The 25,470-nt window shown below is 60.7% G+C and carries 22 protein-coding genes; 2 read left to right on the top strand and 20 right to left on the bottom strand.

What is annotated here, in order from left to right:
• Positions 1–1,029, bottom strand: a complete 1,029-nt coding sequence (gene adhP, locus IE061_RS04415; protein WP_170968122.1) for an alcohol dehydrogenase AdhP — start codon at positions 1,027–1,029, stop codon at positions 1–3.
• Between the two features lie 120 nt (positions 1,030–1,149).
• The gene (exaC, locus tag IE061_RS04410) at positions 1,150–2,670 is read right to left on the bottom strand and encodes an acetaldehyde dehydrogenase ExaC (RefSeq protein WP_144979632.1); all 1,521 of its coding nucleotides are present in this window, start codon (positions 2,668–2,670) and stop codon (positions 1,150–1,152) included.
• A 117-nt stretch (positions 2,671–2,787) separates the two neighbouring features.
• Here exaC and IE061_RS04405 point away from each other — a divergent pair, with 117 nt between their 5' ends.
• Entirely contained in the window at positions 2,788–3,507 is a 720-nt protein-coding gene (locus tag IE061_RS04405; protein WP_193461060.1) for a response regulator, read from the top strand.
• A gap of 11 nt (positions 3,508–3,518) precedes the next feature.
• Here the strand turns inward: IE061_RS04405 and IE061_RS04400 are convergent, their stop codons facing one another.
• The 18 genes from IE061_RS04400 to IE061_RS04315 form a co-directional block, all read right to left on the bottom strand.
• Positions 3,519–4,856: an ATP-binding response regulator gene (locus IE061_RS04400; protein WP_144979626.1), complete on the bottom strand. Its 1,338-nt coding sequence runs from the start codon at positions 4,854–4,856 to the stop codon at positions 3,519–3,521.
• A 22-nt stretch (positions 4,857–4,878) separates the two neighbouring features.
• Positions 4,879–6,060 (bottom strand): nitric oxide-sensing protein NosP, encoded by a 1,182-nt coding sequence (gene nosP, locus IE061_RS04395; protein WP_373294939.1) that lies wholly within the window; start codon positions 6,058–6,060, stop codon positions 4,879–4,881.
• A complete protein-coding gene (locus IE061_RS04390) occupies positions 6,017–8,263 on the bottom strand; it encodes an ATP-binding protein (protein ID WP_039175454.1) in 2,247 nt (748 codons plus the stop codon). Before IE061_RS04390 ends, nosP begins: the two co-directional genes overlap by 44 nt.
• Positions 8,250–8,756: a putative pterin-binding protein gene (locus IE061_RS04385; RefSeq protein ID WP_230478378.1), complete on the bottom strand. Its 507-nt coding sequence runs from the start codon at positions 8,754–8,756 to the stop codon at positions 8,250–8,252. Before IE061_RS04385 ends, IE061_RS04390 begins: the two co-directional genes overlap by 14 nt.
• Before the next feature lie 194 nt (positions 8,757–8,950).
• Positions 8,951–9,766 (bottom strand): DUF2189 domain-containing protein, encoded by an 816-nt coding sequence (locus IE061_RS04380; RefSeq protein WP_039175452.1) that lies wholly within the window; start codon positions 9,764–9,766, stop codon positions 8,951–8,953.
• Between the two features lie 285 nt (positions 9,767–10,051).
• The gene (locus IE061_RS04375) at positions 10,052–10,480 is read right to left on the bottom strand and encodes a universal stress protein (RefSeq protein ID WP_039175450.1); all 429 of its coding nucleotides are present in this window, start codon (positions 10,478–10,480) and stop codon (positions 10,052–10,054) included.
• Positions 10,481–10,493: 13 nt separating this feature from the next.
• The gene (locus IE061_RS04370) at positions 10,494–13,091 is read right to left on the bottom strand and encodes a TRAP transporter permease (RefSeq protein WP_144979623.1); all 2,598 of its coding nucleotides are present in this window, start codon (positions 13,089–13,091) and stop codon (positions 10,494–10,496) included.
• Positions 13,092–13,223: 132 nt separating this feature from the next.
• A complete protein-coding gene (locus IE061_RS04365; protein ID WP_144979621.1) occupies positions 13,224–14,204 on the bottom strand; it encodes a TAXI family TRAP transporter solute-binding subunit in 981 nt (326 codons plus the stop codon).
• A 463-nt stretch (positions 14,205–14,667) separates the two neighbouring features.
• Entirely contained in the window at positions 14,668–15,969 is a 1,302-nt protein-coding gene (locus IE061_RS04360) for a TRAP transporter large permease (protein ID WP_039175444.1), read from the bottom strand.
• Entirely contained in the window at positions 15,959–16,438 is a 480-nt protein-coding gene (locus IE061_RS04355) for a TRAP transporter small permease (protein WP_039175441.1), read from the bottom strand. Before IE061_RS04355 ends, IE061_RS04360 begins: the two co-directional genes overlap by 11 nt.
• Before the next feature lie 56 nt (positions 16,439–16,494).
• Positions 16,495–17,505, bottom strand: coding sequence for a DctP family TRAP transporter solute-binding subunit (locus IE061_RS04350; protein WP_096921426.1), 1,011 nt, complete (start codon positions 17,503–17,505; stop codon positions 16,495–16,497).
• Positions 17,506–17,701: 196 nt separating this feature from the next.
• Positions 17,702–18,223, bottom strand: a complete 522-nt coding sequence (locus IE061_RS04345) for a DUF192 domain-containing protein (RefSeq protein WP_016916220.1) — start codon at positions 18,221–18,223, stop codon at positions 17,702–17,704.
• A 16-nt stretch (positions 18,224–18,239) separates the two neighbouring features.
• Entirely contained in the window at positions 18,240–19,346 is a 1,107-nt protein-coding gene (locus IE061_RS04340) for an ABC transporter ATP-binding protein (RefSeq protein WP_230478374.1), read from the bottom strand.
• Positions 19,339–20,007 (bottom strand): molybdate ABC transporter permease subunit, encoded by a 669-nt coding sequence (gene modB / locus IE061_RS04335; RefSeq protein WP_193461057.1) that lies wholly within the window; start codon positions 20,005–20,007, stop codon positions 19,339–19,341. The genes IE061_RS04340 and modB overlap by 8 nt, the downstream gene beginning before the upstream one ends.
• On the bottom strand, positions 20,007–20,774 hold the full coding sequence (modA, locus tag IE061_RS04330; RefSeq protein ID WP_193461056.1) for a molybdate ABC transporter substrate-binding protein: 768 nt from the start codon (positions 20,772–20,774) through the stop codon (positions 20,007–20,009). Before modA ends, modB begins: the two co-directional genes overlap by 1 nt.
• Positions 20,775–20,778: 4 nt before the next feature.
• A complete protein-coding gene (pyk, locus tag IE061_RS04325) occupies positions 20,779–22,263 on the bottom strand; it encodes a pyruvate kinase (protein ID WP_096921429.1) in 1,485 nt (494 codons plus the stop codon).
• A gap of 98 nt (positions 22,264–22,361) precedes the next feature.
• Positions 22,362–22,853, bottom strand: a complete 492-nt coding sequence (locus IE061_RS04320) for an ureidoglycolate lyase (protein ID WP_193461055.1) — start codon at positions 22,851–22,853, stop codon at positions 22,362–22,364.
• Between the two features lie 37 nt (positions 22,854–22,890).
• Positions 22,891–23,721 carry a bifunctional allantoicase/(S)-ureidoglycine aminohydrolase gene (locus tag IE061_RS04315; protein WP_193461054.1) on the bottom strand — a complete coding sequence of 277 codons (831 nt, stop codon included), beginning with the start codon at positions 23,719–23,721 and terminating at the stop codon, positions 22,891–22,893.
• A gap of 250 nt (positions 23,722–23,971) precedes the next feature.
• Here IE061_RS04315 and IE061_RS04310 point away from each other — a divergent pair, with 250 nt between their 5' ends.
• On the top strand, positions 23,972–25,414 hold the full coding sequence (locus IE061_RS04310) for a YfcC family protein (RefSeq protein ID WP_052196313.1): 1,443 nt from the start codon (positions 23,972–23,974) through the stop codon (positions 25,412–25,414).
• Positions 25,415–25,470 lie beyond the last annotated feature (56 nt).

Below are 25,470 nucleotides of genomic sequence, written 5' to 3'. Positions count from 1 at the left end.
TTAACCCGCCATGTCTAGCACAATACGCCCTTCGATTTTACCGTCTATCATGCGCTGAAAAACATCGTTGATATTGTCCAGTGTATCCGTTGCGACGGTGGCTTCCACTTTACCTTCCGCCGCAAAATCGAGCGCTTCCTGAAGGTCGCTACGCGTACCGACAATCGAGCCACGAATAGTGATCCCATTGAGCACGGTACTAAAGATGGGCAGTGGAAAATCCCCTGGCGGTAAGCCATTAAGTACCAGCGTACCGCCACGGCGCAGCATATTTTGCGCCTGATCGAAGGCCTTCGGCGACACTGCGGTGACCAGCGCACCATGGGCACCGCCAATGGTCTTTTTAAGGTATGCCGCGGGGTCGGTTTTCATGGCGTTTACCGTAACCGTCGCGCCCAAGCGCTCAGCCAGCGCCAGCTTGCCGTCATCAATATCGACAGCCGCCACGTTAAGCCCCATGGCTTTGGCATACTGCACTGCCATATGGCCAAGGCCACCAATGCCCGAAATCACCACCCATTGGCCGGGGCGGGTATCGGTCATTTTTAAACCTTTATAAACCGTTACGCCGGCACACAGCACCGGAGCCAGCTCGACAAAGCCAACGTTATCCGGCAGCCGCCCCACATACCCCGCATCGGCCAAGGTATAGTCGGCAAACCCACCATTAACGCTGTAACCGGTATTTTGCTGGGACTCACATAAGGTTTCCCAGCCGCCTAAGCAGTGTTCGCAAAAACCGCAGGCCGAATAGAGCCAAGGAACACCAATACGGTCGCCCTCTTTGACATGGGAGACACCGGCCCCGACCGCCACAACATGCCCAACGCCTTCATGCCCTGGAATAAAGGGAGGTGAAGGTTTGACTGGCCAGTCGCCGTGCGCTGCGTGTAGATCCGTATGGCAGACCCCCGAGGCCGCCACCTTCATCAATACCTCCCCCTGCTTTGGGCGTGGAACATCGACTTCTTCTATGACTAACGGCTGTCCGAACTCGCGCACGACGGCCGCCCGCATTGTATTATCCATGATGCGACTCCTAATAATGGTTAACGGCAGTTCTAAGCTGCTCTTATCCGTAGAGTTAGCGCCAGAGGATGTGCAGCATCGCCCGGCCTAGGCCGGGCGATGGGACGACATAACAAGCGTTTAGAAGAACCCAAGCGGGTTGATATCGTAGCTGACCAGCAGGCTTTTGGTTTGCTGGTAATGTCCAAGCGCCATTTTATGGGTTTCACGACCAACGCCTGACTTCTTGTAGCCACCGAAGGCTACGTGGGCGGGGTACTGGTGATAGCAGTTTGTCCAGACGCGACCCGCTTGAATGCCACGCCCCATGCGGAAGGCCACGTTAATATCGCGGCTCCAAACGCCCGCGCCCAAGCCAAACTCGGTGTCATTGGCAATCGCCAGCGCTTCTTCCTCATCTTTGAAGGTGGTCACCGCCACCACTGGGCCGAAGATCTCCTCCTGGAACACGCGCATCTGGTTATTACCTTTCAACAGCGTGGGCTGAATGTAGTAACCACTGTTGATGCTGTCATCCAGCGTTTCTTTGTCACCACCGGTAAGGAATTCAGCGCCTTCATCCCGAGCGATATCCATGTACGACATGATCTTATCAAACTGCTCTTGGGATGCCTGAGCGCCCACCTGGACGTCGGTATCCAGCGGGTTACCCCGTTTGATGGTCTTGGTGCGCTCAATGACTTTCGCCATGAACTCGTCGTACATGCTCTCTTGAATCAGCGCCCGCGACGGGCAGGTGCACACTTCGCCCTGGTTAAAGAAGGCCAGCACCAGCCCCTCTACCGCTTTGTCGATGAACGTCGGCTCGGCGTTCATAATATCGGCAAAGTAGATATTCGGAGATTTGCCGCCTAGCTCCACCGTGGAAGGAATAATATTCTCTGCCGCGCACTTCAAAATATGTGAGCCCACCGGCGTCGAGCCGGTAAAGGCGATCTTAGCGATGCGTTTACTGGTAGCCAGCGCTTGGCCTGCCTCTGCGCCAAAGCCATTAACGATGTTCAGCACGCCTGGAGGCAACAGATCGCCGATCACTTCTACCACTTTCAAAATTGACGCTGGGGTTTGTTCGGCAGGCTTCAGCACCACGCAGTTACCCGCTGCCAGCGCCGGGCCTAGTTTCCAAGCCGCCATCAGAATCGGGAAGTTCCACGGAATAATTTGCCCTACCACGCCCAACGGCTCGTGGAAGTGGTACGCCACCGTGTTGGCATCAATATCAGCGGCGGTGCCCTCTTGGGAGCGCAGGCAGCCTGCAAAGTAGCGGAAGTGGTCAACAGCCAGCGGAATGTCCGCATTGAGGGTTTCACGCACCGCTTTGCCGTTATCCCACGTTTCGGCCACGGCCAGCATTTCGAGGTTTTGCTCGAGACGGTCGGCGATTTTGAGCAGAATGTTGCTGCGCTCTTGTACCGAGGTCTTGCCCCACGCCGAAGCGGCTTTATGGGCGGCATCCAGCGCTTTTTCGATGTCTTCGGCGCTGGAGCGGGGAATTTCACAGAACACTTTGCCATTGACTGGGCTAATGTTGTCGAAGTATTGGCCCTTCACCGGAGGTACGAACTCACCGCCGATGTAGTTGCCATAGCGTTTTTCGAACGACACGACTGAGCCCGATTCACCTGGGTTGGCGTAGATCATGGTGCTGCTCCTGAGTATTATGATTATTAAAAGGTGCCTGTTCAGTGTTGGTCACCGAAGGCAATCCCGATATCGCCCAATGGCAGGATGCACCCTCATTCCTTGGTAGGAGATGCCATGTATTCGCTACTAGTGGCCGATGACCACCCGCTGTTTCGCGACGCGCTTCAAGCGGTCATCCGCGGCGGGCTGGCCGACACGCGGCTGTTGGAGGCTGACAGCCTGGCGGCAGCCATGGCGCATATCGAGGCACACGACACGCTGGATTTGCTGCTACTGGACTTGAGCCTGCCGGATGCCGACGGCCTGGAAGGGTTGAAAACGTTGCGCAGCGCCTTTCCCTGGCTGCCGGTGGCCATCGTCTCGGCGCATCAGGAGCGCCAACTGGTGCTGGATGCCATCACCCAGGGCGCAGTGGGCTATATCCCCAAGTCCACACCCGGCGAGCAGCTATTGTCGGCGCTGGAGCAGATACTCCAGGGCCAGCTGTATCTGCCTGCCGATATCATGCGCCGCCCTCCTGCCCAACGTGCTCCTGCCGCGGCCAGCGTATCCTCGTCGGCCGCCCTCCAGGACGTCGAACGACCCGGGCGCCTACCGCGCTTGACCGACAAGCAGTTGGATGTATTGAGCTGCATGAGCCAGGGTATGTCGAACAAGCAGATCGCGCGTGAACTGACGATTGCCGAAACCACCGTCAAGACCCATGTTTCCGCCATCCTGCGCAAACTGGGCGCGTCCAGCCGCGTGCACGCCATCGTGCTGGCCAGCGAAGAGGATCTGAGCAGCCATATTGCCCAGCGTACGGCCAGCCTGTCGGGCAAACCCTCCCCTTGAGCCAACGCGCCCTATCCTGGCGGATGGTTCTCCAGTAGCGTTCCCAGCAGCATCTTGAGCCGCAGGGGCTTGAGAGGCTTCAGCAAGTAGTGCAGGCCTGCTTCCCGAGAGGCGCGCTTGACCGCGGCTTCGTGGTTGGCGGTAATGACGACGGTCGCCAGGCCGGGATAACGCCGCCGCAGTCGCGCGGCCAGATCGATACCATTTTCGCGATGCTCTCCCAGATGATAATCCACCAGCAGAACCGCAGGTCGTTCCCCGTCACTGGCCGCCTCCAGCGCACTCACCGTGGCGGCAGCACGCACGCGGCAACCCCAACCGCTGAGCAGCGCCTGCATGCCTGCGAGGATGGCCGGGTCATCGTCCACCACCCACACCACGCAGCCCTGCAGAGGGTCTTCATGCCACCAACCAGCGTTCACCCCGCTTGCAGACGCTTCACCGGCCGCTCCCGCATAGGGCACAAGAATGGAGAACAGGGAGCCACGCCCGGGCCGCGACATTAGCGCAACCGGGTGTTCCAGCATGGTACTGATACGGTCGACGATGGCCAGGCCCAGCCCGAGCCCGCGGCTGTGGTCTCCCTGAGGCTGGCTGGCACGACGAAATTCGAGAAAGATCGCCTGACGCTGCGCTTCAGGAATACCGGTGCCCGTATCTCCCACCATGATCTCGAGTCCGTTGGTTCGCCGCCGACATCCCAACAACAGGTGCCCCTGTTCGGTGTAACGCACGGCGTTACTCAGGAAGTTGCGCACCACTCGCGCCAGCAGTGCCAGATCCGAGTCCACCCAGGCCCGAGACGCCACGTAGTGAAACGACAAGCCGCGCACGGCAGCCACCTGACGATACTCTTCGGCCAGCGCATCCAGCAGGGTACTCACGGCAAAGGGTGCCTTGTCGGCGTGGAGCACCCCGGCGTCCAGCCTTGAAATGTCCACCAGCGTGCCCAGCAGGCCTTCGACATCCTTCAAGGAGCGGCCGATATGCCCCACCAACGCCTGGGAGGCATCGGGCAACGTATGCGTTTCCAAGGCGCTGGCAAACAGCCGTGCGGCGTTCAAGGGCTGCAGCAAGTCGTGGCTGACCGCCGCCAGAAAGCGGGTCTTGGAGAGGTTGGCGGCTTCGGCCTGCGCATTGGCCGCCAACAGCCGAGCATTCACGCGCCCAAGCTCATCCAGCGCGCGATGCAGGGCATCGGTGCGCTCGCGCACCTGCTCGGCCAGCAGTACCGAGCGTTCGAACGCGGCATACGGGGCGCCGCTGGGACTGCCGCCTGACTCCACGCGCTCCATCAACGCTTGGCATACTTTGCGCAAACGGCGATTTTCCTCCTGCAGCGTTGCCATAGTCGGCTGTTCACCGTGTTGCTCAGGAGGCTGGAAGAGCGCCAAAGGCCACCCCCGTAAACGTCTGATTCACATGCATGCCATGGTGCTGCTCACCATAGGTATTGAAACCGACCACGTTGGCATGGCGCAGCAGCATCGAGGCCTGAGCCAGCTGGCCCAACGACTCGAGCGCCATGCGCCGCAAAAAACAGTCACAACCAAGAATGGCCACTGGTGCCCCCAGGCGAGCTTCCACCCGTGCCAGCATGGTCGCCAGGTTCTCCAACAAGGGGGCTGGCTGCATGGCCGTGAGTACGATGCCATTTTCAACGGCACAGTAGAAACTCAGGCTGTCGTCGTCATTGACGCGCTGGATGGAGCGAATGTAGTGCTGGCCTCCCAACCGCACGGCCAGCGGGTGCTGGGCAAATACCACGGGGTCCAGTGCCGCCACCGGACGCCCTACCAGTTCGGCATAGAGCTGGGCCGCGGGCAACCCATTCAGCTCATGTACCCGCCGCTGCTCATGGTCGACCGCCGTCACCACCAGCTTGTGCGCCAGGGGCCGCAAATGGTGCGTGGAAAACACCTCGAACGGCAGCTGAGTATTGATCATCACCACCACGGCAGCCTGGGTGTGAAAGCGGCCATTCGCGTAGACATGGGTATGGGACAAGTGATTGTCGTCACCGGCCGAGCCTCCGAAGCTGGGAATGCGCCCCAGCGCGGCATCCAGCGTGGCCAGCACCTGCTCTTCTCGGCTCGACAAGCCATCCAGCAGCGTGAGCGCAAAGCTGTGTTCATTGACAGGCGCCACCGCCTGCTGCCGACAATGATCCAGCAAGGTGTCGACCAGTGACTGAGCCACGGCGAGATCAAAACCTTCGAGATCGTCGATCAATGCCGTTTCGACGGCGAAAAACCGCTGATCGAGACATATGGCGACAATGGACCCTCGCTCGTAACCTTGCGGAGTCAGCTCACCTGCCGTGGTACAACCGCTGATGGGCAGCTCACCAAAGGCCGCACCAAACGCCGTTGCCAATGCCTCCAATGGATACTCCGCGCTGCAAAAGAACAGCAAAAAGCCCGCATTGGGGTGGTGCAGTAGGGAAGCCAGCTCTGCGGCCGCCTGAGCGGGGTCGGCATGGCGACTTGCAGCCGTACGAATACCGCTGTCAGTAGAGTTGATGGTCACGACGCCATTTCTCCAGCGCTGCATGAGTACGACCTGCGCAGTGGCGTACGCTGCTGAATGCACGCATCAGTTGCTCACCTTCGGGCGCAGGCATATCGGCCATCAGCTCCAGGCTCTTGGCCTCGGCAGCCAACCGCTCGGCTCCGATGCTCAACGACTCGCCGCGCAGCTGGTGCGCAAGCCGCTTCACTTGCAGTGCCTGTTCGCTGCCCACGTGCCCTTCACGGGAGAAGTAGCCGGCTAGCTGCGCGGTATAGTCGCTGACTTGCTGGTGATAAAGCACAATCAGTTGGGTCACACTCTCGCTACCCAACGAGGCCAACAGCGTTTGCAGTGCGGTCTCGTCCAGCAGGCACGCGTCATCATGCTCTTCCCGTGTCTCAGGCATGCTGGGTAGAAGCTGCCCGTGCTGTTCGGTCAGGTGCAGTGCCAGCACATTGCTCAATGCCAGCAGCGATAGCGGCTTGGTGATGTAATCGTTCATCCCGGCGGCCAGACAGCGCTGACGGTCATCGTCTGCACCGCCCGCGGTCATGGCGATGATGGGCACCTGCTGACACCAGCCTGCCTGTTGGCGCAGTCGACGCGTTACCTCGATGCCGCTCATATCGGGCAGCTGGATATCCATGAACACCAGGTGTACTGGCTGACGCTTGACCATGTTCAGCGCTTCATGGCCATTTTCGGCACACACCACTTCACACCCCAGTCGCGAGAGCAAGCCCACGGCCACTTTCCGATTGACGGCATTATCTTCTACCAGCAGCAGCGAGAACCCCGCAAAATCCTTGGAAGGAACGACGGGCAAGGGAGCATCGATCGGGCTTGCTTCGACCAAAGGCAGCTCACACCAGAATGTACTGCCCTGACCAGGCTCGCTGTTCACTCCCATGCGGCCCTGCATGGCTTCGCACAAGCGCTTGCAAATCGCCAGCCCCAGCCCGGTACCCCCGTAGCGCCTGGCGACGCTCTCGTCGGCCTGCTGAAAGGGTTCGAACAAGGATGCCTGCTGTTCAGGGTGAATGCCGCACCCGGTATCGCGGATTTCAAATACCAGTGCGTTGACGGTAGAACTGACGCGGATGGTGACGCTGCCATGATCGGTGAACTTGATGGCGTTGGCGATCAGATTGAGCAGAATCTGGCGCAGCCGACCAGCATCGATCATGACCCAGGCGGGCACCAGCGCATCGATATCCAGCGAGAGCTGCACGCCCTTGGCCTGAGCCCTGGGTTCGAACAGTGCCATGACGCCTTCCACCAAGGGGGTGAGCGCCGTGGGGATCGTTTCCAACGTCAAATGACCTGCCTCGATCTTGGAGAAGTCGAGAATCTCGTTGATCATGGCCAGCAGCTGATTGGCGCTCTCGTGGATCGTTCGGGCGTAATCTTCTACCTGAGCAGGGCTGGCAGGCTCACGCAGCAGTTCGCTCATCCCGATCACGCCGTTCAGAGGCGTACGAATTTCATGGCTGACCATGGCCAGGAAATCGGATTTGGCATGGTTGGCCGCTTGCGCTTGGCGAGCGGTCACCTGAAGCTGTTTGCCCAGCTGCTCCTGTTCACGGCGCGCGGCCGCGCTTTCCCGCATTTCACGCACCAAAAACGCAATGACCAGCAAGACGGCCACGCTCATTCCGAACAGCAGCGTAATGAGCAGCTTGTACAGCGTGCTCAACAAGGCGCGCTCTTCTGTTGCCGACTCGGCGAGATAGCCATTGATCGCAATCACGAAACGTTCGGTCAGGCGAGTGAGGGCCTGCAGCTCTGTTTCCAGTTCCGTGATGGGCAGTGGGGTCAGCACGGCATACGGCTCGAACATGGGGTCAAGCCGATCCAGTTGCTGTTGAATCGACGCCAATAGCTCCCTCGCCGCACTGATACTCTGCAATAGCGAACTCACCTCGCCTTCTCGCAGCAGCGTGATGCGGCTGTAGAGCAGCTCGAACCTCAGGTTGAGCGCGTCTTGAGCGGTGGGAGAGAGCGAAGTACGCGTTTCTGCCAGCAGATGATTCAATAGCTGAACGGCATCGCGATCGAGTTTATAGACCACCCAGGCCGTATCTTCACGCAAGCTCTGGGTCAGGTTGTCCTGGCGCCACGCGGAGAGCCCTGCCACCACCAGTGCGGCGGCAAACAGCAGCACCGTGATGATGGCCAGCAGCTTGAGACGCCGAGGGTAACGCAGCAAGCGAGGTGCCCGAGGCGTAGACTCACTGGCGGACATTGATATGCATTACCTGCCAGACTGCCCTGAAGCGCATGCGCTCGCTCAGCAGTGCTTCGTCATGATCGAAAGGGTAAAGCACCCATAGCGGGCCATACTCACGAATCGGGATGGCTTGATCATCGCGCTCCAGCGCGAGAATGACATCGTAGTCGTAAAAGTCACTGATCGGGATTTCCGCCTCGTAACCATTCAGCGCGGCAACGTTGACGGTATCTCCCTCGCTCTCCAGGAACTCCAGCAACGTGCGCATCAACGGCCCACGGTAGTGGCTTTTGCCTTCTGTCCACGGTGTCCCGGTGGTAAACGAGTGCTGCGGCAACGCCAGCAGCATCTCATGGTCGAATTGTGCCTGTTGCTCTGCGTTGGTGGCTCCGATGCCACCGTCGACCGTGAGAATGACAGGCCCTTCAGGCGCTTCCAGCGGCTTTGTCGTCTCTGCCAGCACTGCATGAGGAATGCTGAACGCCAGCATGATCCACCCCAATAACATCGCTTTCACTACTATGCCCTCGTATCGTATTGCCCTGAGCGCACCACGCGAATCAAGCCTTGCGACAGGGACAAAATAAAAAGAGATGGCGCCTAGGGTACGCCATCTCGATTCACAGGTCAGGCTAATTACGATGTGTTTGGCCCGTCGCGAATGACATCCTCCTACCGAGGTGGCATTGCATCAACGTATCATCAGGTCTTCAGCTGCTCGATGGGCTCAAAGCGCACCAGCTCTTCGTAGGCGTGCCAGCTGGCATGCCCAAGTACGGGCAGAATCAGCGCCAAGCCGATATAGAACGTCATGACACCCACCAGCACACAGCCGGTCAGGATGGCGGCCCACAGCAGCATCGGGCGGAAATTGCGTGCCACGCAGCGCACGCTGGCTTCGATGCCTTCCATGAAGGTCAGGTCTTGATCCATCAGCGTTGGAATGGCCACCACGCTGATCGCGAACGCGCCAAAGGCAAGCACTCCTCCTGCCACTGTGCCAACGGCCAACATTCCCAGCCCCTCGGGCGTAGTGAGCAGCGCGGTATACAGCGTAGCGGGGCTCGGCACTTCAAAACCGAAGAATAGCGCGAACAGCAGCGTGGCCAAGCGAATCCAGGCGAGGAAGAAAATCATCATCATCACGCCCATCATGGCCAACTGACCCGCATGGGGCTTCCAACTGCCAAACGCATCGCCCAGGTTGGGGACACGTCCCTGCTCAAGGGCACGGCTGATACCGTAAGACCCAACGGCCACTAACGGCCCCACGAACATGAACCCGGCAATCATGGGCAGCAGCCAGTACCAGTAACCCAGCGTGAAGGCCCCAGCCGTAATGGCAATACTCAAGCCCACCCAGAACAGTCCGTACGCCAGACTGATGGCGGACGCACGACGAAAATCTTCCACACCAGCGGCCAGCCAGGCTCGTGGCCTGTCCATGCCCACCTTGTTGATAGTGATCTTGACGTTGGGCACACCTGCCACTGGCTGTGTTTTTGTTGTTGCATTCATGGCGTAACTCCCGTGATTTACCCCAGGTGGCGTTGTCGCACCAAACACTCAGGCAAATGCTTACCCTGTGTGATGACACCATTAATTCCACGTTAATGGCTTAATGCTCTTTTAATGTAGTTGAGTTGTTTCCGGGCGAAGCGCTTTCATGGAGTCACGTACAAAAAATCCTCAAGAGGGTCCATTACCAACGAATAATTCGATGCGTTAGCGCTGGGTAATATGCAAAAAAACGCGCCAGGCTAGATGCCTGGCGCGTTGCTTGGGTGCTTTCGAAGCGAGCGGTTAGCGCACGATCATGACCGACACTTTGGCATGATGCACGACGTGCTCGGCGTTGGGGCCCAGCACATAATCGACGAACTTGCGCTTGGTATGCGAGGCCATCACGATCAGGTCGGCATCGATTTTCTTGCCGACCTTGATGATGGCCTCCCAGGGCGAGCCATCGACGATCACGCTCTGGGTCTTGATCCCTTCAGGCACCTGCTCCTTGATGAACGTGTGCTGCGCCTCCTTGATGGCCGAGTGGGCTTTTTCCGAGAAATTTTTCGGAAAGTAGGCCCCCACCATGGGCATCTTGAACTCTGGCAGTACCGTCACGATATGCAGCGATGCTCCAAAGGTCTGGCACAATGTCACTGCCGTGGGCAGCGCCTTCTTCCATGACGCTTCTTCGTTCAGGTCCACCGGCAGCAGGATCTTCTGATACATGATCGTGGTCTCCTCAGGTGGTGGCCATGGCCGCACGCTCTTTCTCGCGACGACGGCGCTGCAGCATGACGACAAAGGCAAAGAGGACGAATCCGGGAATCCACATCCACTCTTTTGCCCAGCGGTCGACGGGCGCCAGCACCTCGAGGATTTCCTGATCGAAGTCAAAGCCCAGATCCTGTGCCAGACCGCCGAACTGCACGAAATCGACCGTGGCCTGATCACCGTCTACCCACAGCTCCATGCCCAGACGCTCCATGCGTTCTTCAGCAGAGTCGCCACGCGGCACGGGCACCAGAATATACGTGGTCATGGGGTCGCCGAAGTTGTCTTCTCCCGCGATTTGCACGCGCAGGTTACTGCCATCCTCGACTTGCCCAAGCGCTTCTGCAAACTGTGCTGGCGGCACCGACTCGTACGGATCATGGATGCGGTCCATCCAATAACCGGGGCGGAACAGGGTAAAGGCAACCAGTAGCAGCAGCAGCGACTCGTACCAGCGGCTGCGAACCAGCATGTAGCCTTGGGTTCCCGCCGCGAAGATCAACATGGCAATGGTCGCGATGATGAACACCACGATCCCCTGCAGGAACGAAACGTCGATCAGCAGCAGGTCGGTATTGAAGATGAACAGGAACGGCAGCGCCGCCGTGCGCAGGCTGTAATAGAACGCCTGGAAGCCCGTCCGCAGAGGATCGCCCCCCGACACCGCCGCCGCCGCAAACGACGCCAGGCCCACCGGGGGCGTCACGTCGGCCATGATACCGAAGTAGAACACGAACAGGTGCACGGCAATCAGCGGCACGATCAAGCCGTTCTGCTGGCCCAACAGGACGATGACGGGGGCCATCAGCGCCGATACCACGATATAGTTGGCGGTGGTCGGCAGACCCATACCCAGAATCAGGCTCAGCAGCGCCGTCAGCAGCAGGATCATCATCAGATTCCCGCCCGACAGCACTTCGACCACGTCGGCCAGCACCAGGCCTACGCCAGTCTGGGATACCGCACCGACCACGATGCCGGCAGTAGCCGTGGCAATACCGATCCCGATCATGTTGCGGGCACCGGCCACCAGACCATCCCACAAATCAAGGAAACCTTCCTTGATGTCGGCGGCCATCTTGCTACGACCACGGAACAGGGCAATGATCGGACGCTGGGTGAGCATGATGAAGATCATGAACACGGTTGCCCAGAAGGCAGACAGTCCCGGCGAGAGCCGTTCGACCATCAAGCACCAGACCAGCACCACGACCGGCAGGATGTAGTGCAGCCCGACCATGACCGTGGGACGCGTCTGAGGCAGCGTGACGACCTTGGAGTTGGGGTCGTCCATCTCCAGCTCAGGGTAGCCCGCCCCGATTTTCAGCAGGCCCACGTAGGCCACTGCCAGCAGCACCGCGACGACCCATGGGGTCGCATCACCCAACAGGGGTTTCAGCCACCCCAGGCCATAATAGACCGCAAACGAGAGAGCCATGATCAGAATCAGGCCGGTCAGGAAGCCCAGCACCTTGTTGATCAACGGGCGTGCCGGGTTGCTGGACGGCAGACCGGTCATGTTCGCCTTCAGTGCCTCGAGGTGAACGATATAGATCAACGCAATGTAGGAAATGATGGCCGGCAGGAACGCATGCTTGATGACTTCCACATAGGGAATGCCGACATACTCCACCATCAGGAAGGCGGCAGCCCCCATGACCGGCGGCATGATCTGGCCATTCACCGAAGAAGCGACTTCCACCGCGCCCGCTTTCTCCGAGCTGAAGCCGACGCGTTTCATCATGGGGATGGTAAAGGTACCGGTGGTGACCGTATTGGCAATCGAAGAGCCCGAAATCAGTCCCGTCATGCCCGAGGCCACCACCGCTGCCTTGGCCGGACCGCCCTTGAAGTGCCCCAGCAGCGAGAAGGCCACTTTGATGAAATAGTTACCGGCCCCGGCTTTATCCAGCAAGGCGCCAAACAGTACGAACAGGAAAACGAAACTGGTAGATACGCCGACCGCGATACCAAACACCCCTTGCGTGCCCAACCACTGGTGGTTGATCAAGCCGTTCAGGCTGACCCCACGGTGGGCAAGAATGCCTGGCATATAAGGCCCGAACAAGGAATAGGCGATAAACACCCCGGCCACGATCATCAGCGGTGGCCCTAACGCACGACGGGCGGCTTCCAGCAGCAGCACAATGCCGACGACGCCGACCACCACGTCCTGGGTGATGGGCCTGCCCGGACGCTGAGCCAAATCACCAAAGAACAGAAACAGATAGGCGCCGCAGAAGGCGGCAACCGCAGCCAATCCCCAATCCAGCAGCGGCACGCGATCACGCGGCGAGCGCTTGAACGCAGGATAGGCCATGAAGGCCAGAAACAGCGCAAATGCCAGGTGAATGGAGCGCGCTTCCGTAGAGTTGAAAACGCCGAACCCGAGCATGAAAGGAAGTGGCGATGCAATCCATAGCTGAAACAGCGACCAGGCAGCTGCAATACTTACCAGCAGCTTACCCGGCACGCCCAGGGGTTTCCTTGCCCCTGTATCGCTGGAAGCGACCATATCCTCCAGGTCGCTTCCCGCGGCTGCCGAAGGTTGTTTGTCATCACGCATACGCTTGCCCTGCCTAATGGTCAGCACTGTGAATCAGTACTTTCAACAAGAAGCGCGGACACCCAAGGTGCCCGCGCTTTATCACTCATCGCGAGGCTGCTCACCTTAGCCAGCAGCATCGCTTTTCAAGACTTATTCGATCCAGCCACGCTCACGGTAGTAACGTGCTGCGCCATCGTGCAGCGGCGCCGTCAGACCGTCGGAGATCATGTCTTCTTCGTTCAGGTTTTCGAACGCCGGGTGCAGACGCTTGAAGCGATCGAAGTTCTCGAACACGGCCTTGACCGTTTCGTAGGCCACCTCTTCATCTACTGCCGTGGAAGACACGAAGGTCGCTGCCACACCGAAGGTTTCGACGTCTTCGTCGTTACCACGGTAGAGGCCGCCCGGGATCACGGAACGGGTGTAGTAGGGGTACTCTTCGATCAGGCTGTCGATTTCATCGCCAGTGACCGATACCAGACGCGCATCGATAGTGGTGGTGGCTTCCTGGATAGAGCCGTTCGGGTGGCCTACCACGTACACCATGGCATCGATGTTGTTGTCAGACAGTGCAGCCGCCTGCTCGGCAGCGTCCAGCTGCGAGGCCAGAGCGAAGGTGCTCTCGTCCCAGCCAAACGCATCCATCACCACGTCCATGGTGTTGCGCTGGCCTGAACCGGGGTTACCGATGTTGACGCGCTTGCCGGGGAAGTCGGTGATGCTTTGAATGCCGGAGTCGGCACGGGCAACCACGGTCAGCGGCTCACCATGCATGGTGAAGAGCGCACGCATGTCTTCCCACGCGCCTTCTTCTTCGAAGTTGGCTTCACCGTTGTAAGCACGGTACTGAACGTCCGACTGGACAACGCCCATGTCCAGCTCGCCGCTCTTCATGCCGTTGACGTTGGCAACGGAGCCGCCGGTGGACGGTGCGTTACAACGAATGTTGTGCTCATCGCTGCCACGGTTGACCATACGGCACACCGACTGACCGACGACGTAGTAAACGCCCGTTTGGCCACCGGTACCGATGGTGATGTAGCGATCCTGAGCTACCGCCGGAGAGGCGAAGGAAGCCGCAGCAATGAACGCGCCCGAGAAGGCCGCAGTAGAAAATACATGGCGTTTCATGAATACACCTCTTTATCTTGATGTTGTGAGCGTTATGCGCCTTGCAACCACCTGCAGAACGGTTCCCTTCAGGTGCTACGATTGCAAAACGTTGTCAAGACAGTCTGTTATCGACCTCGGCAATTACTGCCGACGGTGACTACTTTAGCGAAAAAAAAACCACTTGGCGAAGCTCGCCGCTATTTCATGCTTGCCGCTGCGGCTACAGGAGACGTTTTTTCCGCCCCTAAGCACCCGCTGAGCATGCCGCGCAAGTAGACACCCCCTGGATGTCGAGGGCAACCCTGCAGCGAGTGCCTCCCTCGAAGGCTGGGCTGCTACGCGTTGCCACGAGACGCCACTGAGGAATAAGTTTAGCGGGGTTTGCGCATATGTAACGTTTAGTCACCGTTAAACATGCCTCTCCCAGCCATACCATTTTTGCATAGGGTATCCCAACCCGGCTGACCCGATTACCCATGCATCAAACGTTGTAGCCCAGCACCTGGGGTAGCCACAGGGCAATACTCGGGAAAATGGCAACCAGTGCCAGCGCGCAGCCCATGGCCAGCACGAACAGCATTGCCCAGCCTATCGTATGCTCCAGACGAATCTTGGCGACTTCGGTGGTCACCATGAGGTTGACCGCCACGGGCGGAGTGAACTGACCAATGGCGATATTCATGGCCAGCAGAATGCCGAACCATACCGGGTTCCACTCGAAATGCTGCATCACCGGAATCAGAATCGGCATCATGATCAGATAAATGGAGATCGCATCCAGCAGCATGCCCGCCACCAGGACGGCCAGCATCACCAGTATCAGCAGCAGTACGCCGTTATCCGTCAAACCGATGATCCACTCGGCCATGTGCCGGAACGTGCCCAGCATGGTGCCTGCCCAAGCGAAGATACCGGCCAGGGCAATGATCAGCATGACCACCCCCGAAATGATCGCGGCTTCGCCCAGCAGCTCCCATAAATCACGCAGCGTCAGCTCACGGGTCAGCAGCAGCCCCACCAGCGCCCCGTAGGCCACGGCCACGACGGCGGCCTCGGTAGGCGTGAACAAGCCTGAACGCAGGCCACCAAGTATCAAGATCGGCGCAAACAGGGCAGGCAAGGCGTCACGAAAGGTGCCGCGCACGGTCAGTTGCTCGGCTCCCTCCACCGGGGTGCCCTCCCAGCCGTAGCGCTTGGCGACCAGCATGGCGGGTACCAGCAGTGCCAACCCGGCCAGCACGCCTGGAAAAAGGCCAGCGGCAAAGAGTGCCCGCAGGTCCACTCCCGGCACGACGATGGAGTAAAGAATCAGCGCTACCGAGGGGGGGATCAGAATCGCGGTCGACGCAGAGGCCGCAATCAGCGTGGCAGAAAACGGCTTCGGGTAGCCCGCTTTGGTCATGCTGGGCAGCATGACCATGGCCACGGCGGCAGCATCGGCCGGGCCCGAGCCGCTCATGCCGCCCATGATCATGCACACCAGCACGGCCACCAGCGCCAGGCCGCCATGACGCGGGCCAATCAAGGCCTGAGCAAAGCGCACCAGACGCAGCGCGACCCCTGCCCGCTCAAAAATGAGCCCGGTCAATATGAACAGCGGAATGGCGATCAGCGGGTACTTGGCGATGCTGTTATAGGTGTTGGTGCCCAGGGTCGCCAGCATGTCGGGCGAGAGCCCCGCGACAATGCCCACAGAACCGGCCAGCGCCAGTGAGAAGGCCACCGGCACACCGGCGATCAGCAGGCCCGCGAACGCCAGAATCATCCAGATATCAGGCGTCATGAGGAAACTCCCCTTTCAAGCGCGCCCGGGTCTGTTGCACCAATCGCCAGCTCATGGCCAGCGTCAGTACTGGCAACCAGGCCAAGTACCACCATTGAGGCAACCCCAGCCCGGGAGAGAGCGATTGCCACTCTCGTTCCTGCCAGGCGAGCTTGCCAGCGTACCAGGTAATCAACGCAAGCACCGTCAAGCCACACAGCGCCTGAAACAGGATCAGGACACCCCGCCACTTTGGAGGCAAGGCGCGCTCCAGAAAGCCCAGGCGAATATGCCGGTCGTGGCGCAAGGCGACGGAGGCGCCCGCAAAAGTCAGCACCACCAGCAGAAACACCGAGAACTCTTCGGTAAACGAGAAAGAACCGCCGGTAATGTAACGCGTGATGACGTTCCCCAGGCTGATCAGCGAGATGATGATCAACGCCAGGGCGCCCAGCCAGCGTTCGGGCCGGGCATCAGGAAGGCCTTTCATGGCAACCTCACACAAATAGCCGCCGCTCGGGAGCGGCGGCAGCGGCTAGCGAAATATCAGCGTGCGTCGATTGCCGCTTGCGCAGCCTCTACCAAGGCTTCGCCGATGCGGGGCACCCACTTTTCATGGACGGACTGGGTCGCCTCCACGAACGCCTGGTACTGCTCGTCGGTCAGCTCGGTCACGGTGACCCCGCGTTCCTGGATGGCGGCCAGCCGCTCATGCTCCTGCTCTCGGGTCATGGCGATCTCCCACGCTCCGGCTTCCTGCGCGGTTTCACGCAGCATCGTCTGCTGCTCTTCGCTGAGCGTACGCCACACTTGCTGGTTCACCGCAAAAATCAGCGGGTCGTTCATGTAGTTCCACAGCGTCAAATGCGCCTGGCCCACCTGGTCGATGCGCGCCACGTCGAACACCGACAGCGGATTTTCCTGGCCATCGACCGCGCCGGTGGTCAACGCAGGCTGAGCGTCGGTCCAGCTCATTTGGGTCGGGTCTGCGCCCAGTGCCGAGAACGTGTCCTGGAACAGGGGCGAGCCCACCACGCGAATTTTCAGGCCGTCGAGATCATCCGGCTGGCTGATGGGGCCACGGGAATTGGACACCTGACGAAAGCCGTTTTCCCCCCAGGCCAACGGCATGACGCCACGCGACTCGATGGCCTCGAAGACCATGTCACCCGCTTCACCGCCAGTCACGGCGTCCACGGCGGCTTCGTCAGGAATCAGGAACGGCAAGGAGAACAGATTGAGCTCCGGCACTTGCGGCGACCAGTTGATGGTCGAACCGACGGCCGCATCGATCAGCCCAGAGCGCATGGCGGAAAACTCGCGGGTCTGGTCACCGGAGACCAGCTGGGAGTTGGGGTATACCCGCAGCGTCAGTTCACCGCCACTGCGCTCTTCCACCAGCTCTGCCCATTTTTCGGCGGCCTGCCCCCAAGGGAAGGCATCGGACAGCACGGTGGAGACAGAGAGTTCACGCGCCTGTGCAGAAAAAGCAGCGGAAAGGAGTGCAGCACCGGCCAAGCCAGCGGTCAAACGAGCCATGGAGCGTGTCAGCGTCATTGTTATCGATCCTTTTTTCATTTTTATGAGTCGTGAAGAACGCCGTGATCTGGCGGGCGCTCCGCGCCATACGGGAAAGCCCCGCCAGCGACACCCCATTGTAGGCGCTCACCGAGTGAAGGGAAGCGCTGGCCGCTGCTTTTGGCCATCGACTTTCGCCGCAGCGTCTTCACTCACTGCTGGCTGGTATGCGGGGTTACTCCGGGCGGCAGAAGCCGGCCAGCGCAGGCACGGAAACGCAGTCGCCTACCTGGATGCCACGCTCGGCAAAGTAGCCAGCGTTTACTTCCAGGGCGGCATGGTAGGCCACGCCTGCAGGATAGGAGGGGCACTCACGCGGGGTGCTGGACTCACAGGGCTGCATGGTATTGATCGCCACGATGCGGCCTTCGTCATCGATGTAAGCGATATCCAGCGGGATCAGCGTGCGATACATCCAGAACGCATTGCCTGCGGGCTGTTCGCTCTCGAAGCGGAACAGCATGCCGCGTGAGGTTGGCAAGTGTTCACGTCCCATCAGCCCACGCTGGCGCTGGGCGACCGTTTCAGCCACTTCCACTTCCAGACGATGCGGTCCGCCCTCGCTGTGAATCGCCAGCGGCAGGGTATCGACCATGGCCGACTCGGCGGCCATGGCGGTCACGAGCGACAGCGGCAGGCAGCTCGCCAGGGAGACCCCCAGGGTGGTTTTCAGCAGTTGGCGGCGGGACAGGGTCATGACAGATTCCTTCTTTCTATACAATGGCCTGCGGCGAGGTCATGAGGTGGATTCCCTCGGCCAGCAGCGAGACGGTCACAGGCTCCCCCAACGCCAGCTGGTTGCGTTTGGCCGCGTGGGTAGCGATATCGAAACGTAGCATATCCCCATGCGAAACGCGCAGCGAAACCGAGGTCATGCTGCCCAGCACCACCATTTCACTCACTGTGGCCGTCACCGGGTTTTCGCGCTCCCCCTGGGAGGGCCGCCCGCGTCGGTGCAAGACGATATCCGACGGCGGCAGATACCAGGTCACGGTCTCCCCCACCGAGCAGTGTTCGAGGCCGCGAGCGACTTCCAGCCACCACTCGCCCCACTGCAGCCGTGGCCCGCTGGCCGTGTTGACCACCTGCCCCTGAAAGACATTGTGGCGGTCGAGCAAACGCGCCACCAGGGGCGTGTCAGGCTGGCGAAACAGCCGCTCCGGGCCGCCCTGCTGCAAGCTGGTGCCGTTGTGCAGCACACAGATCTGGTCGGCCAAGGCCGTCGCTTCTTCGAGGTCGTGGGTGACCAGCAAGATGGGGATGGCAATTTGCTGACGCAACAGCGCAAGCTCCCGCTGCAAACGGCGCCGAGTGACCTGATCGACCGCAGAAAAAGGTTCGTCCAGCAGCAGCACGCGGGGCTCTCGTGCCAGTGCCCGCGCCAGGGCAACCCGCTGACGCTGCCCTCCCGAAAGCTGGCTGGGGTAGCGGTTCTCCAGCCCTTCCAGGCGCACCTGGGCCAGCCATTGCGCGGCGCGTGCGGGTCTTGCCACTGGGGGGAGGTGGCCCATGGCGACCTGGACGTTCTGCTGCGCGGTCAGGTGCGGGAACAGCGCATAGTCCTGAAAGACCATGCCCACTTTGCGCTGCTGGGGTGTCAGTGCCTGGCGCGGCCCCTGCCCGGCCGAAAGCCACCGCTCACCGGCGCAGCTGATGTGGCCCTGGGCAGGATGGTAGAGCCCGGCAATGGCGCGCAACAGCGTGGTCTTGCCGCTGCCCGATGGTCCCACCAGCGCCAGCAACTCCCCCGGCGCGCAGCGGAAGCTGGCGTTCAAGGGGATGGGCCCCGCCTGATGCACGGACACCGTCAAATCAGCCACGTGCCCACCTGCGCCTGCCCGCCAACCCATAGACCAGCCCCAAAGTAGCCAGCGAGATGGCCAGCAACAGCGCCGACATGGTGGCCGCGCCCTGCTCGTCGAAGGCCTGCACTCGGTCATAAATGGCAATGGAGAGCGTTCGGGTTTCGCCATCGATGGCGCCGCCCACCAGCAGAATCACGCCAAACTCCCCCAACGTATGGGCAAAGGTCAGCGCGGTCGCCGACAGGATGCCTGGCCACACCAGCGGCAGTTCGATACGCCACAGGGCCTGCCAGGGGCTGAGCCCGCTACACCAGGCCGCTTCGCGCAAATGCACGGGCACATGCTCGAAGGCCCGCTGAATGGGCTGAATGGCAAACGGCAGGTTGGCAATCAAAGAGGCCAGCAGAATCCCGGTGAAGGTAAAGTTGAGGCCGCTGCCGGTGAGCGCCGCCCAGGCGCTGCCCAGCGGCGCATCGCGTCCAAACTGCTGCAGCAGATAGAAGCCCAGCACCGTGGGCGGCAGCACCAGAGGCAGAGCAATCAGCGCTTCGCAGACGCCCTTGCCACGAAACCGAGCCGTGGCCAGCCACCGCCCGCACCAGATGCCCAGTGGCACCAGCAGCAGGCTCGTCAACGCCGCCAGCCGCAGCGAGACCCCCAGCGCCGTCCAGTCCATCACTCGGTACTGAAGCCGTAGGCGCGAAAGAGGGCCTGGGCCTCGGGCTGTTGCAGCCAGCCATAGAAGGCCTGGGCGGCTTCTCCGGCGTGAGGGGTCAGCACCATGCGCTGAGTCAGCGGCGTGTGCCACGCTTCGGGGATCAGCACGCTCTCGCTACGGGCCGCCAGCCCGGGCGCCAGCACCAGCGAATAGGCCACCAGCCCGCCCCTTGCGTCGTCGGACAGCGCAAACTGCATCGCCTGGGAAACGTTTTCCCCCTGTATGCGCAGCGGGCGACTGGCCTCCCAGAGCCCTGCCCTTTCCAGCACTTGCTGGGCGGCCACGCCATACGGTGCATGCTCGGGGCTGGCCATGGCAATCCGCAGGCGCTGGCCATTCTGCAACGCAGCCACGGCGTCTTCCACGCCGGCCAAGGGCGCCTGTTCATCGGGCGGAGGATAGCGGCCGGCAGGCTGTACCCAGGCCAGCCGCCCACGTGCATAGATCACGCCTTCATCCACGACGTGCCCATCCCGGTAGAGCGCTTGCACGAAGCCCTCATCAGCGGAAAGAAACAGCTCGAAGGGCGCCCCTTGGGCGATCTGACGGCGGAAGTTACCGGAAGAGCCCAGGTTGAGGCGCAGCGTATGCCCGGTTTGCTGGGTAAACCGTTCAGAAGCCTCTTCCAAAAAGAAGTGCAGACTGGAGGCCGCCGCTACGATGGGTGCGCCGGCCATGGCAGGCGCACCCAGCAGCAGGCAACCAAGGCACAGCAGCCAACGCATGCGCTTAGGCCTTGGCACTTTCCACATGCTGCTCGTTAATCACCATCACCTTCATGGTGTTGGTGCCACCGTGAGCATTCATGTGGTCGCCACGGGTGAGGATGACGTGGTCACCCAGCTTGGCGACCCCTTGCTTGACCAGCAGGGTCAACGCTTGGTCATTCAGCTCGGTGGCGCTCATCTCGGAGGTATCGAAAGGCAGCGATACCACGCCGCGATAAAGCGCCATGCGACGCTGGGCGATGGGGTTGTGTGCCAGGCCCACGATGGGCAGACCGGAGCGAATCCGCGATGCGATGAGCGGCGTATAGCCAGACGCCGTCATGCAGGCAATCGCCGCTACCCCTGTCATGTGGTTGGCAGCGTACATGGCCGACAGCGCAATGGTTTCATCCGGACGGGTAAAGCCTTCATGAATACGGTGCCCGGACTCTTGCGCCACCCGCTCCCGCTCGGCTCCCAGGCACACGCGCGCCATGGCCTCGACGGTTTCCAGCGGGTAGTCGCCCGCCGCCGTTTCTGCCGACAGCATCACGGCATCGCTGCCATCCAGCACGGCGTTGGCCACGTCGAACACTTCTGCTCGGGTGGGCAGCGGCGCAGAAATCATGCTTTCCATCATTTGGGTCGCCGTGATCACGGCCCGGTTGAGCGAACGGGCGCGCTTGATCATGCGCTTCTGCACGCCGACCAGCTTGGCATCGCCAATTTCCACGCCCAGGTCACCACGCGCCACCATGACCGCTTCAGAGGCTTCGATGATGCCATCCAGCGTCGCCTCGTCGGCCACGGCCTCGGCACGCTCGACCTTGGCCACCAGGCCAATCTCCTTGCCTTCCTCGCCCAGCAGCCGACGTGCTTCACGCATGTCTTCTGCCGAGCGCGGGAACGAAATCGCCAGGTAATCGACGCCGATCTCCACCGCCGTTTTCAGGTCGGCCTTGTCTTTTTCGGTCAAGGCCGGCGCGGAGAGGCCTCCCCCCTGCTTGTTGATCCCCTTGTGGTTGGAGAGCTTGCCCCCCACGACCACCTGGGTATGTACCTGCTTGCCTTCGACACGGGTCACGTCCAGCACCACACGGCCATCGTCCAGCAGCAGGCGGTCGCCGGCCGTGACGTCATCGGCCAGGGTCTTGTAGTCGCAACCGACGCCCTGCTGAGTACCGGCATCGCTGTCCATGGCCATGTCGAGCACGAAGTCCTGGCCCTCTTCCAGATACACGGCGCCCTCCTTGAAACGGGCAACGCGGATCTTGGGGCCTTGCAGATCGCCCAGCGCCGCTACGCTGCGGCCCAGTTGGGCAGCAATCTCACGCACCCGGGCCAGGCGACGCCGATGGTCGTCGGCGGTGCCGTGCGAAAAGTTCAAGCGCACCACATCCACCCCTGCCTTCAGCATGGCCTCCAGTACGCCTTCGCGGTCACTGGCAGGGCCAAGGGTAGCGACGATCTTGGTACGACGAAGGGGGATATGGGTGTTTGTGCTCATAAATGTCCTGACCAGTAAAAGAGGAAATGTTCGCGTATCAGCATACCCCAAGCAAGATGACACTCGCATGTACTTGTTGCAACGGCCAATGTCGGCGATTACGGCGCCACGTGCACGCACAAGGACAGCGGGTACTCGTCACAGTTGTTGCCATCTCCACCGCGATCCACCACGAGAAACTCGCCTTCCCGGTCCAGCACCGACTGAATGGCGTGCCAGGTGCCTGCTCGGTAGTTCACCCCCTGGCGACCATCCGTCACGAAGGCCCGAACGTCCTGGGGCGCGATGGTGTCGCCGGGCGGGGCGACCACCACGATGAAACGCTCTTCGTGCAGCGGCATGAAAGCCTGGCTGCCCAGCGGGTGGCGTTCCAGAAACGTCAGCGTCAACGGCAGCGACACCGGCTGGCTGACAAAAATGCTCACCAAGGTGCGCGGGTTGTCGCCCAGCGTCTCGACTCGCGCCAGATCGTGATGCCGCTGGGTACGCCCTGCGTTGATCGGAAACGATGGCGAGGTACGCGCATCGAGCACCTCGCCAAATGGTTCAAATGCTGCTTGTGTCAGGGGTTTTGCTTCGAGTGTCAGCATGATGGCTCCTGGTGGTCAGTGTGCTTGTGCGCCAGCGTCAGCGAGCGCCAAGGCGCAGCGCCGCGTGACGATTCACATCCTTGTACAGCAGATAACGGAACGGGCCAGGCCCACCTGCATAACAGGCTTGAGGGCAGAACGCCCGTAGCCACATGAAGTCCCCCGCTTCCACTTCTACCCACTGCTGGTTGAGGTGGTAGACCGCCTTGCCTTCCAGCACGTAGAGCCCGTGCTCCATCACGTGGGTTTCGTCGAACGGAATCACGCCACCGGGCTGGAACGTCACGATGTTGACGTGCATGTCGTGACGCACATCGCCAGGTTCGACAAAGCGCGTCGTTGCCCAGCGCCCTTTCGTGCCCGGCATCTCGATCGGTGCGATCTCCTGCTCGTTGGTGACGAAGGCCGGCGGTACGTCCAGCCCCTCGACGAACTCATAGGCCTTGCGCACCCAATGGAAGCGCACCGGCTCGCGGGACTCGTTGCGAACCTGCCAGTGGCTGCCGGGGGGAATGAAGGCGTAGCCGCCAGGGCCCATGAGATGACGCTCGCCAGCCAATGTCAGCGTCAGCTCTCCTTCCACGATGAACAGCACCCCTTCTGCCTGAGGGTCCAGCTCAGGCTTGTCGCTGCCGCCCTCGGGCTGCACTTCCATGATGTATTGAGAGAACGTCTCTGCAAACCCGGACAGCGGACGCGCCAATACCCACAGCCGCGTGCCTTCCCAGAAAGGCAGGTTGCTGGTCACGATATCGCGCATCACCCCTTTGGGGATCAGCGCATAGGCTTCCGTGAAAACGGCACGGTCGGCGGTCAACTGAGTTTGCGGCGGGTGTCCGCCGGTGGGCGCATAGTAATTGGCTGGCATGGCATGTCCTGTCGAGTGGTCAATGTTGATGATGTTCTTGTATACAAAATAAACCGCACTTTTTAAAGCTTATACCGACGGGCTTGTGAAACATACCTCCCAGTAGTAATGTTTTTGGCAACTTTCGTTTCATAACTCTAAAACATACGAACCGAGTTCTGCCGCCATCGATGGGTGATCGCGGCGCCCCGGCCCACTGCAATGGATAACAAGAGCCGTCCCCGGATGGCCCAACAATGCGAGGCTCCGCATGTCACAACATCGCCCCTCTTCTGCGGGTACCCCTGGCACCGCCAAGAGCTGGTGCCGCATCCCGGACATCTACGTGGTGCTGTTTGTCTTTATCGCCATGGCGGCCATTGCCACTCACTTCGTACCCGCAGGAGAATTCGAACGCGTTCCAGGGCCCAATGGCCGCATCACCATCGACCCCGACTCCTATACCACGATCGACCCCAGCCCCGTCGGGCTCACCGACTTCATGCTGGCCATTCCCAATGGGCTGATGAGCGCTGGCGAAGTGGTCTTTTTCACCTTCATGATTGGCGGCATGTTCATGGTGCTCAGGCGCACCGGCATCATCGAAATTGGCGTCGACAAGCTGACCCGACGTTTCGCTGGCCAGGGCCTGCTCACCCTGCCGGTGCTGATGACCGTGTTTGCCCTGATTGCCACCGTGATAGGCACGCAAGAGCTGGCATTGGTATATGTACCGGTCATCCTGCCGCTGATGATTGCACTACGCTTCGACTCGGTCACTGCAGCCGCCGTGGCCCTGTGCGCCACCACCGTGGGCTTTACCACGGGCGTGCTCAACCCGATCAACACCGGCCTTGGCCAGCAGCTGTCGGCACTGCCTCTCTACTCCGGGTACGGCTTGCGCATTCTGGCTTTCATCGTGATGCTGGCCGCGGCGATCTTCTTTGTGATGCGCTATGCTCGCCAGGTGAGCCACTCACCCGAGCGAAGCCTGCTGAACAGTGACCCCGGCGAAGCCGAAAAGCGTGCCCTTTACCAGCATGCCGAGAACAGCCGTGCGCTGGTAGCCTCCACTCGCCAGAAACTGGCGGCGCTCACCACCTTCGCCTTCTTTGCCCTGCTGGTTTACGGCGTCCTGCAGCAAGGGTGGTTCATGATGGAGATGGCCGGGCTGTTCATCATCATGGGCGTGGTCGTCGGCCTCGTTGCAGGCTTGAGCACCGACGACATCTGCGGAGGTTTCAATCAAGGGTTCCGCGACGTGCTGGTCGGCGCCATGATTGCCGGGGTTGCCCGTGGGGTCGCAGTCATGCTCGAAGATGGCCAGATCATGGACACCCTGGTGTATGGCCTGGGTAATCTGGTCGGTGGCCTGCCCACGCTGCTATCCGCCATCGGCATGTTCTTCGCGCAGCTTGGTTTCAACTTCATCATTCCTTCCGGCAGCGGCCAGGCACTGGTCACCATGCCGTTGATGGCCCCGCTCTCGGACATGATTGGCGTGACCCGCCAAACGGCGGTGCTGGCTTTCCAGTTGGGCGATGGCATCGGCAATATTCTTTACCCCACCTCCGGCTACTTCATGGCTACCCTGGCACTGGCCGGTGTCTCATGGCAGAAGTGGGTCAAGTTCTTCTTTCCACTCTTCTGCGTGTGGGTACTGATAGCACTGGGCTTCTTGATTTTTGCCCAAGCCACGCAGTGGGTCGGATAAGCCACGTTGCACCATACGTAAAGCGGCCAGCCCAGGCCGCTCACGTCAGCACCCCC

Source organism: Vreelandella hamiltonii (genome assembly GCF_014651795.1).
Classification (GTDB): Bacteria; Pseudomonadota; Gammaproteobacteria; order Pseudomonadales; family Halomonadaceae; genus Vreelandella; species Vreelandella hamiltonii.
This window is presented reverse-complemented; position numbering and strand designations above follow the sequence as displayed.

What these genes read in the sequence shown, in the direction of transcription:
- adhP (WP_170968122.1), bottom strand. Translation starts at nt 1,029, where the DNA reads ATGGATAATACAATGCGGGCGGCCGTCGTGCGCGAGTTCGGACAGCCG.
- exaC (WP_144979632.1), bottom strand. Translation starts at nt 2,670, where the DNA reads ATGATCTACGCCAACCCAGGTGAATCGGGCTCAGTCGTGTCGTTCGAA.
- IE061_RS04405 (WP_193461060.1), top strand. Translation starts at nt 2,788, where the DNA reads ATGTATTCGCTACTAGTGGCCGATGACCACCCGCTGTTTCGCGACGCG.
- IE061_RS04400 (WP_144979626.1), bottom strand. Translation starts at nt 4,856, where the DNA reads ATGGCAACGCTGCAGGAGGAAAATCGCCGTTTGCGCAAAGTATGCCAA.
- nosP (WP_373294939.1), bottom strand. Translation starts at nt 6,060, where the DNA reads ATGCAGCGCTGGAGAAATGGCGTCGTGACCATCAACTCTACTGACAGC.
- IE061_RS04390 (WP_039175454.1), bottom strand. Translation starts at nt 8,263, where the DNA reads ATGTCCGCCAGTGAGTCTACGCCTCGGGCACCTCGCTTGCTGCGTTAC.
- IE061_RS04385 (WP_230478378.1), bottom strand. Translation starts at nt 8,756, where the DNA reads ATGTTATTGGGGTGGATCATGCTGGCGTTCAGCATTCCTCATGCAGTG.
- IE061_RS04380 (WP_039175452.1), bottom strand. Translation starts at nt 9,766, where the DNA reads ATGAATGCAACAACAAAAACACAGCCAGTGGCAGGTGTGCCCAACGTC.
- IE061_RS04375 (WP_039175450.1), bottom strand. Translation starts at nt 10,480, where the DNA reads ATGTATCAGAAGATCCTGCTGCCGGTGGACCTGAACGAAGAAGCGTCA.
- IE061_RS04370 (WP_144979623.1), bottom strand. Translation starts at nt 13,091, where the DNA reads ATGCGTGATGACAAACAACCTTCGGCAGCCGCGGGAAGCGACCTGGAG.
- IE061_RS04365 (WP_144979621.1), bottom strand. Translation starts at nt 14,204, where the DNA reads ATGAAACGCCATGTATTTTCTACTGCGGCCTTCTCGGGCGCGTTCATT.
- IE061_RS04360 (WP_039175444.1), bottom strand. Translation starts at nt 15,969, where the DNA reads ATGACGCCTGATATCTGGATGATTCTGGCGTTCGCGGGCCTGCTGATC.
- IE061_RS04355 (WP_039175441.1), bottom strand. Translation starts at nt 16,438, where the DNA reads ATGAAAGGCCTTCCTGATGCCCGGCCCGAACGCTGGCTGGGCGCCCTG.
- IE061_RS04350 (WP_096921426.1), bottom strand. Translation starts at nt 17,505, where the DNA reads ATGACGCTGACACGCTCCATGGCTCGTTTGACCGCTGGCTTGGCCGGT.
- IE061_RS04345 (WP_016916220.1), bottom strand. Translation starts at nt 18,223, where the DNA reads ATGACCCTGTCCCGCCGCCAACTGCTGAAAACCACCCTGGGGGTCTCC.
- modB (WP_193461057.1), bottom strand. Translation starts at nt 20,007, where the DNA reads ATGGACTGGACGGCGCTGGGGGTCTCGCTGCGGCTGGCGGCGTTGACG.
- modA (WP_193461056.1), bottom strand. Translation starts at nt 20,774, where the DNA reads ATGCGTTGGCTGCTGTGCCTTGGTTGCCTGCTGCTGGGTGCGCCTGCC.
- pyk (WP_096921429.1), bottom strand. Translation starts at nt 22,263, where the DNA reads ATGAGCACAAACACCCATATCCCCCTTCGTCGTACCAAGATCGTCGCT.
- IE061_RS04320 (WP_193461055.1), bottom strand. Translation starts at nt 22,853, where the DNA reads ATGCTGACACTCGAAGCAAAACCCCTGACACAAGCAGCATTTGAACCA.
- IE061_RS04315 (WP_193461054.1), bottom strand. Translation starts at nt 23,721, where the DNA reads ATGCCAGCCAATTACTATGCGCCCACCGGCGGACACCCGCCGCAAACT.
- IE061_RS04310 (WP_052196313.1), top strand. Translation starts at nt 23,972, where the DNA reads ATGTCACAACATCGCCCCTCTTCTGCGGGTACCCCTGGCACCGCCAAG.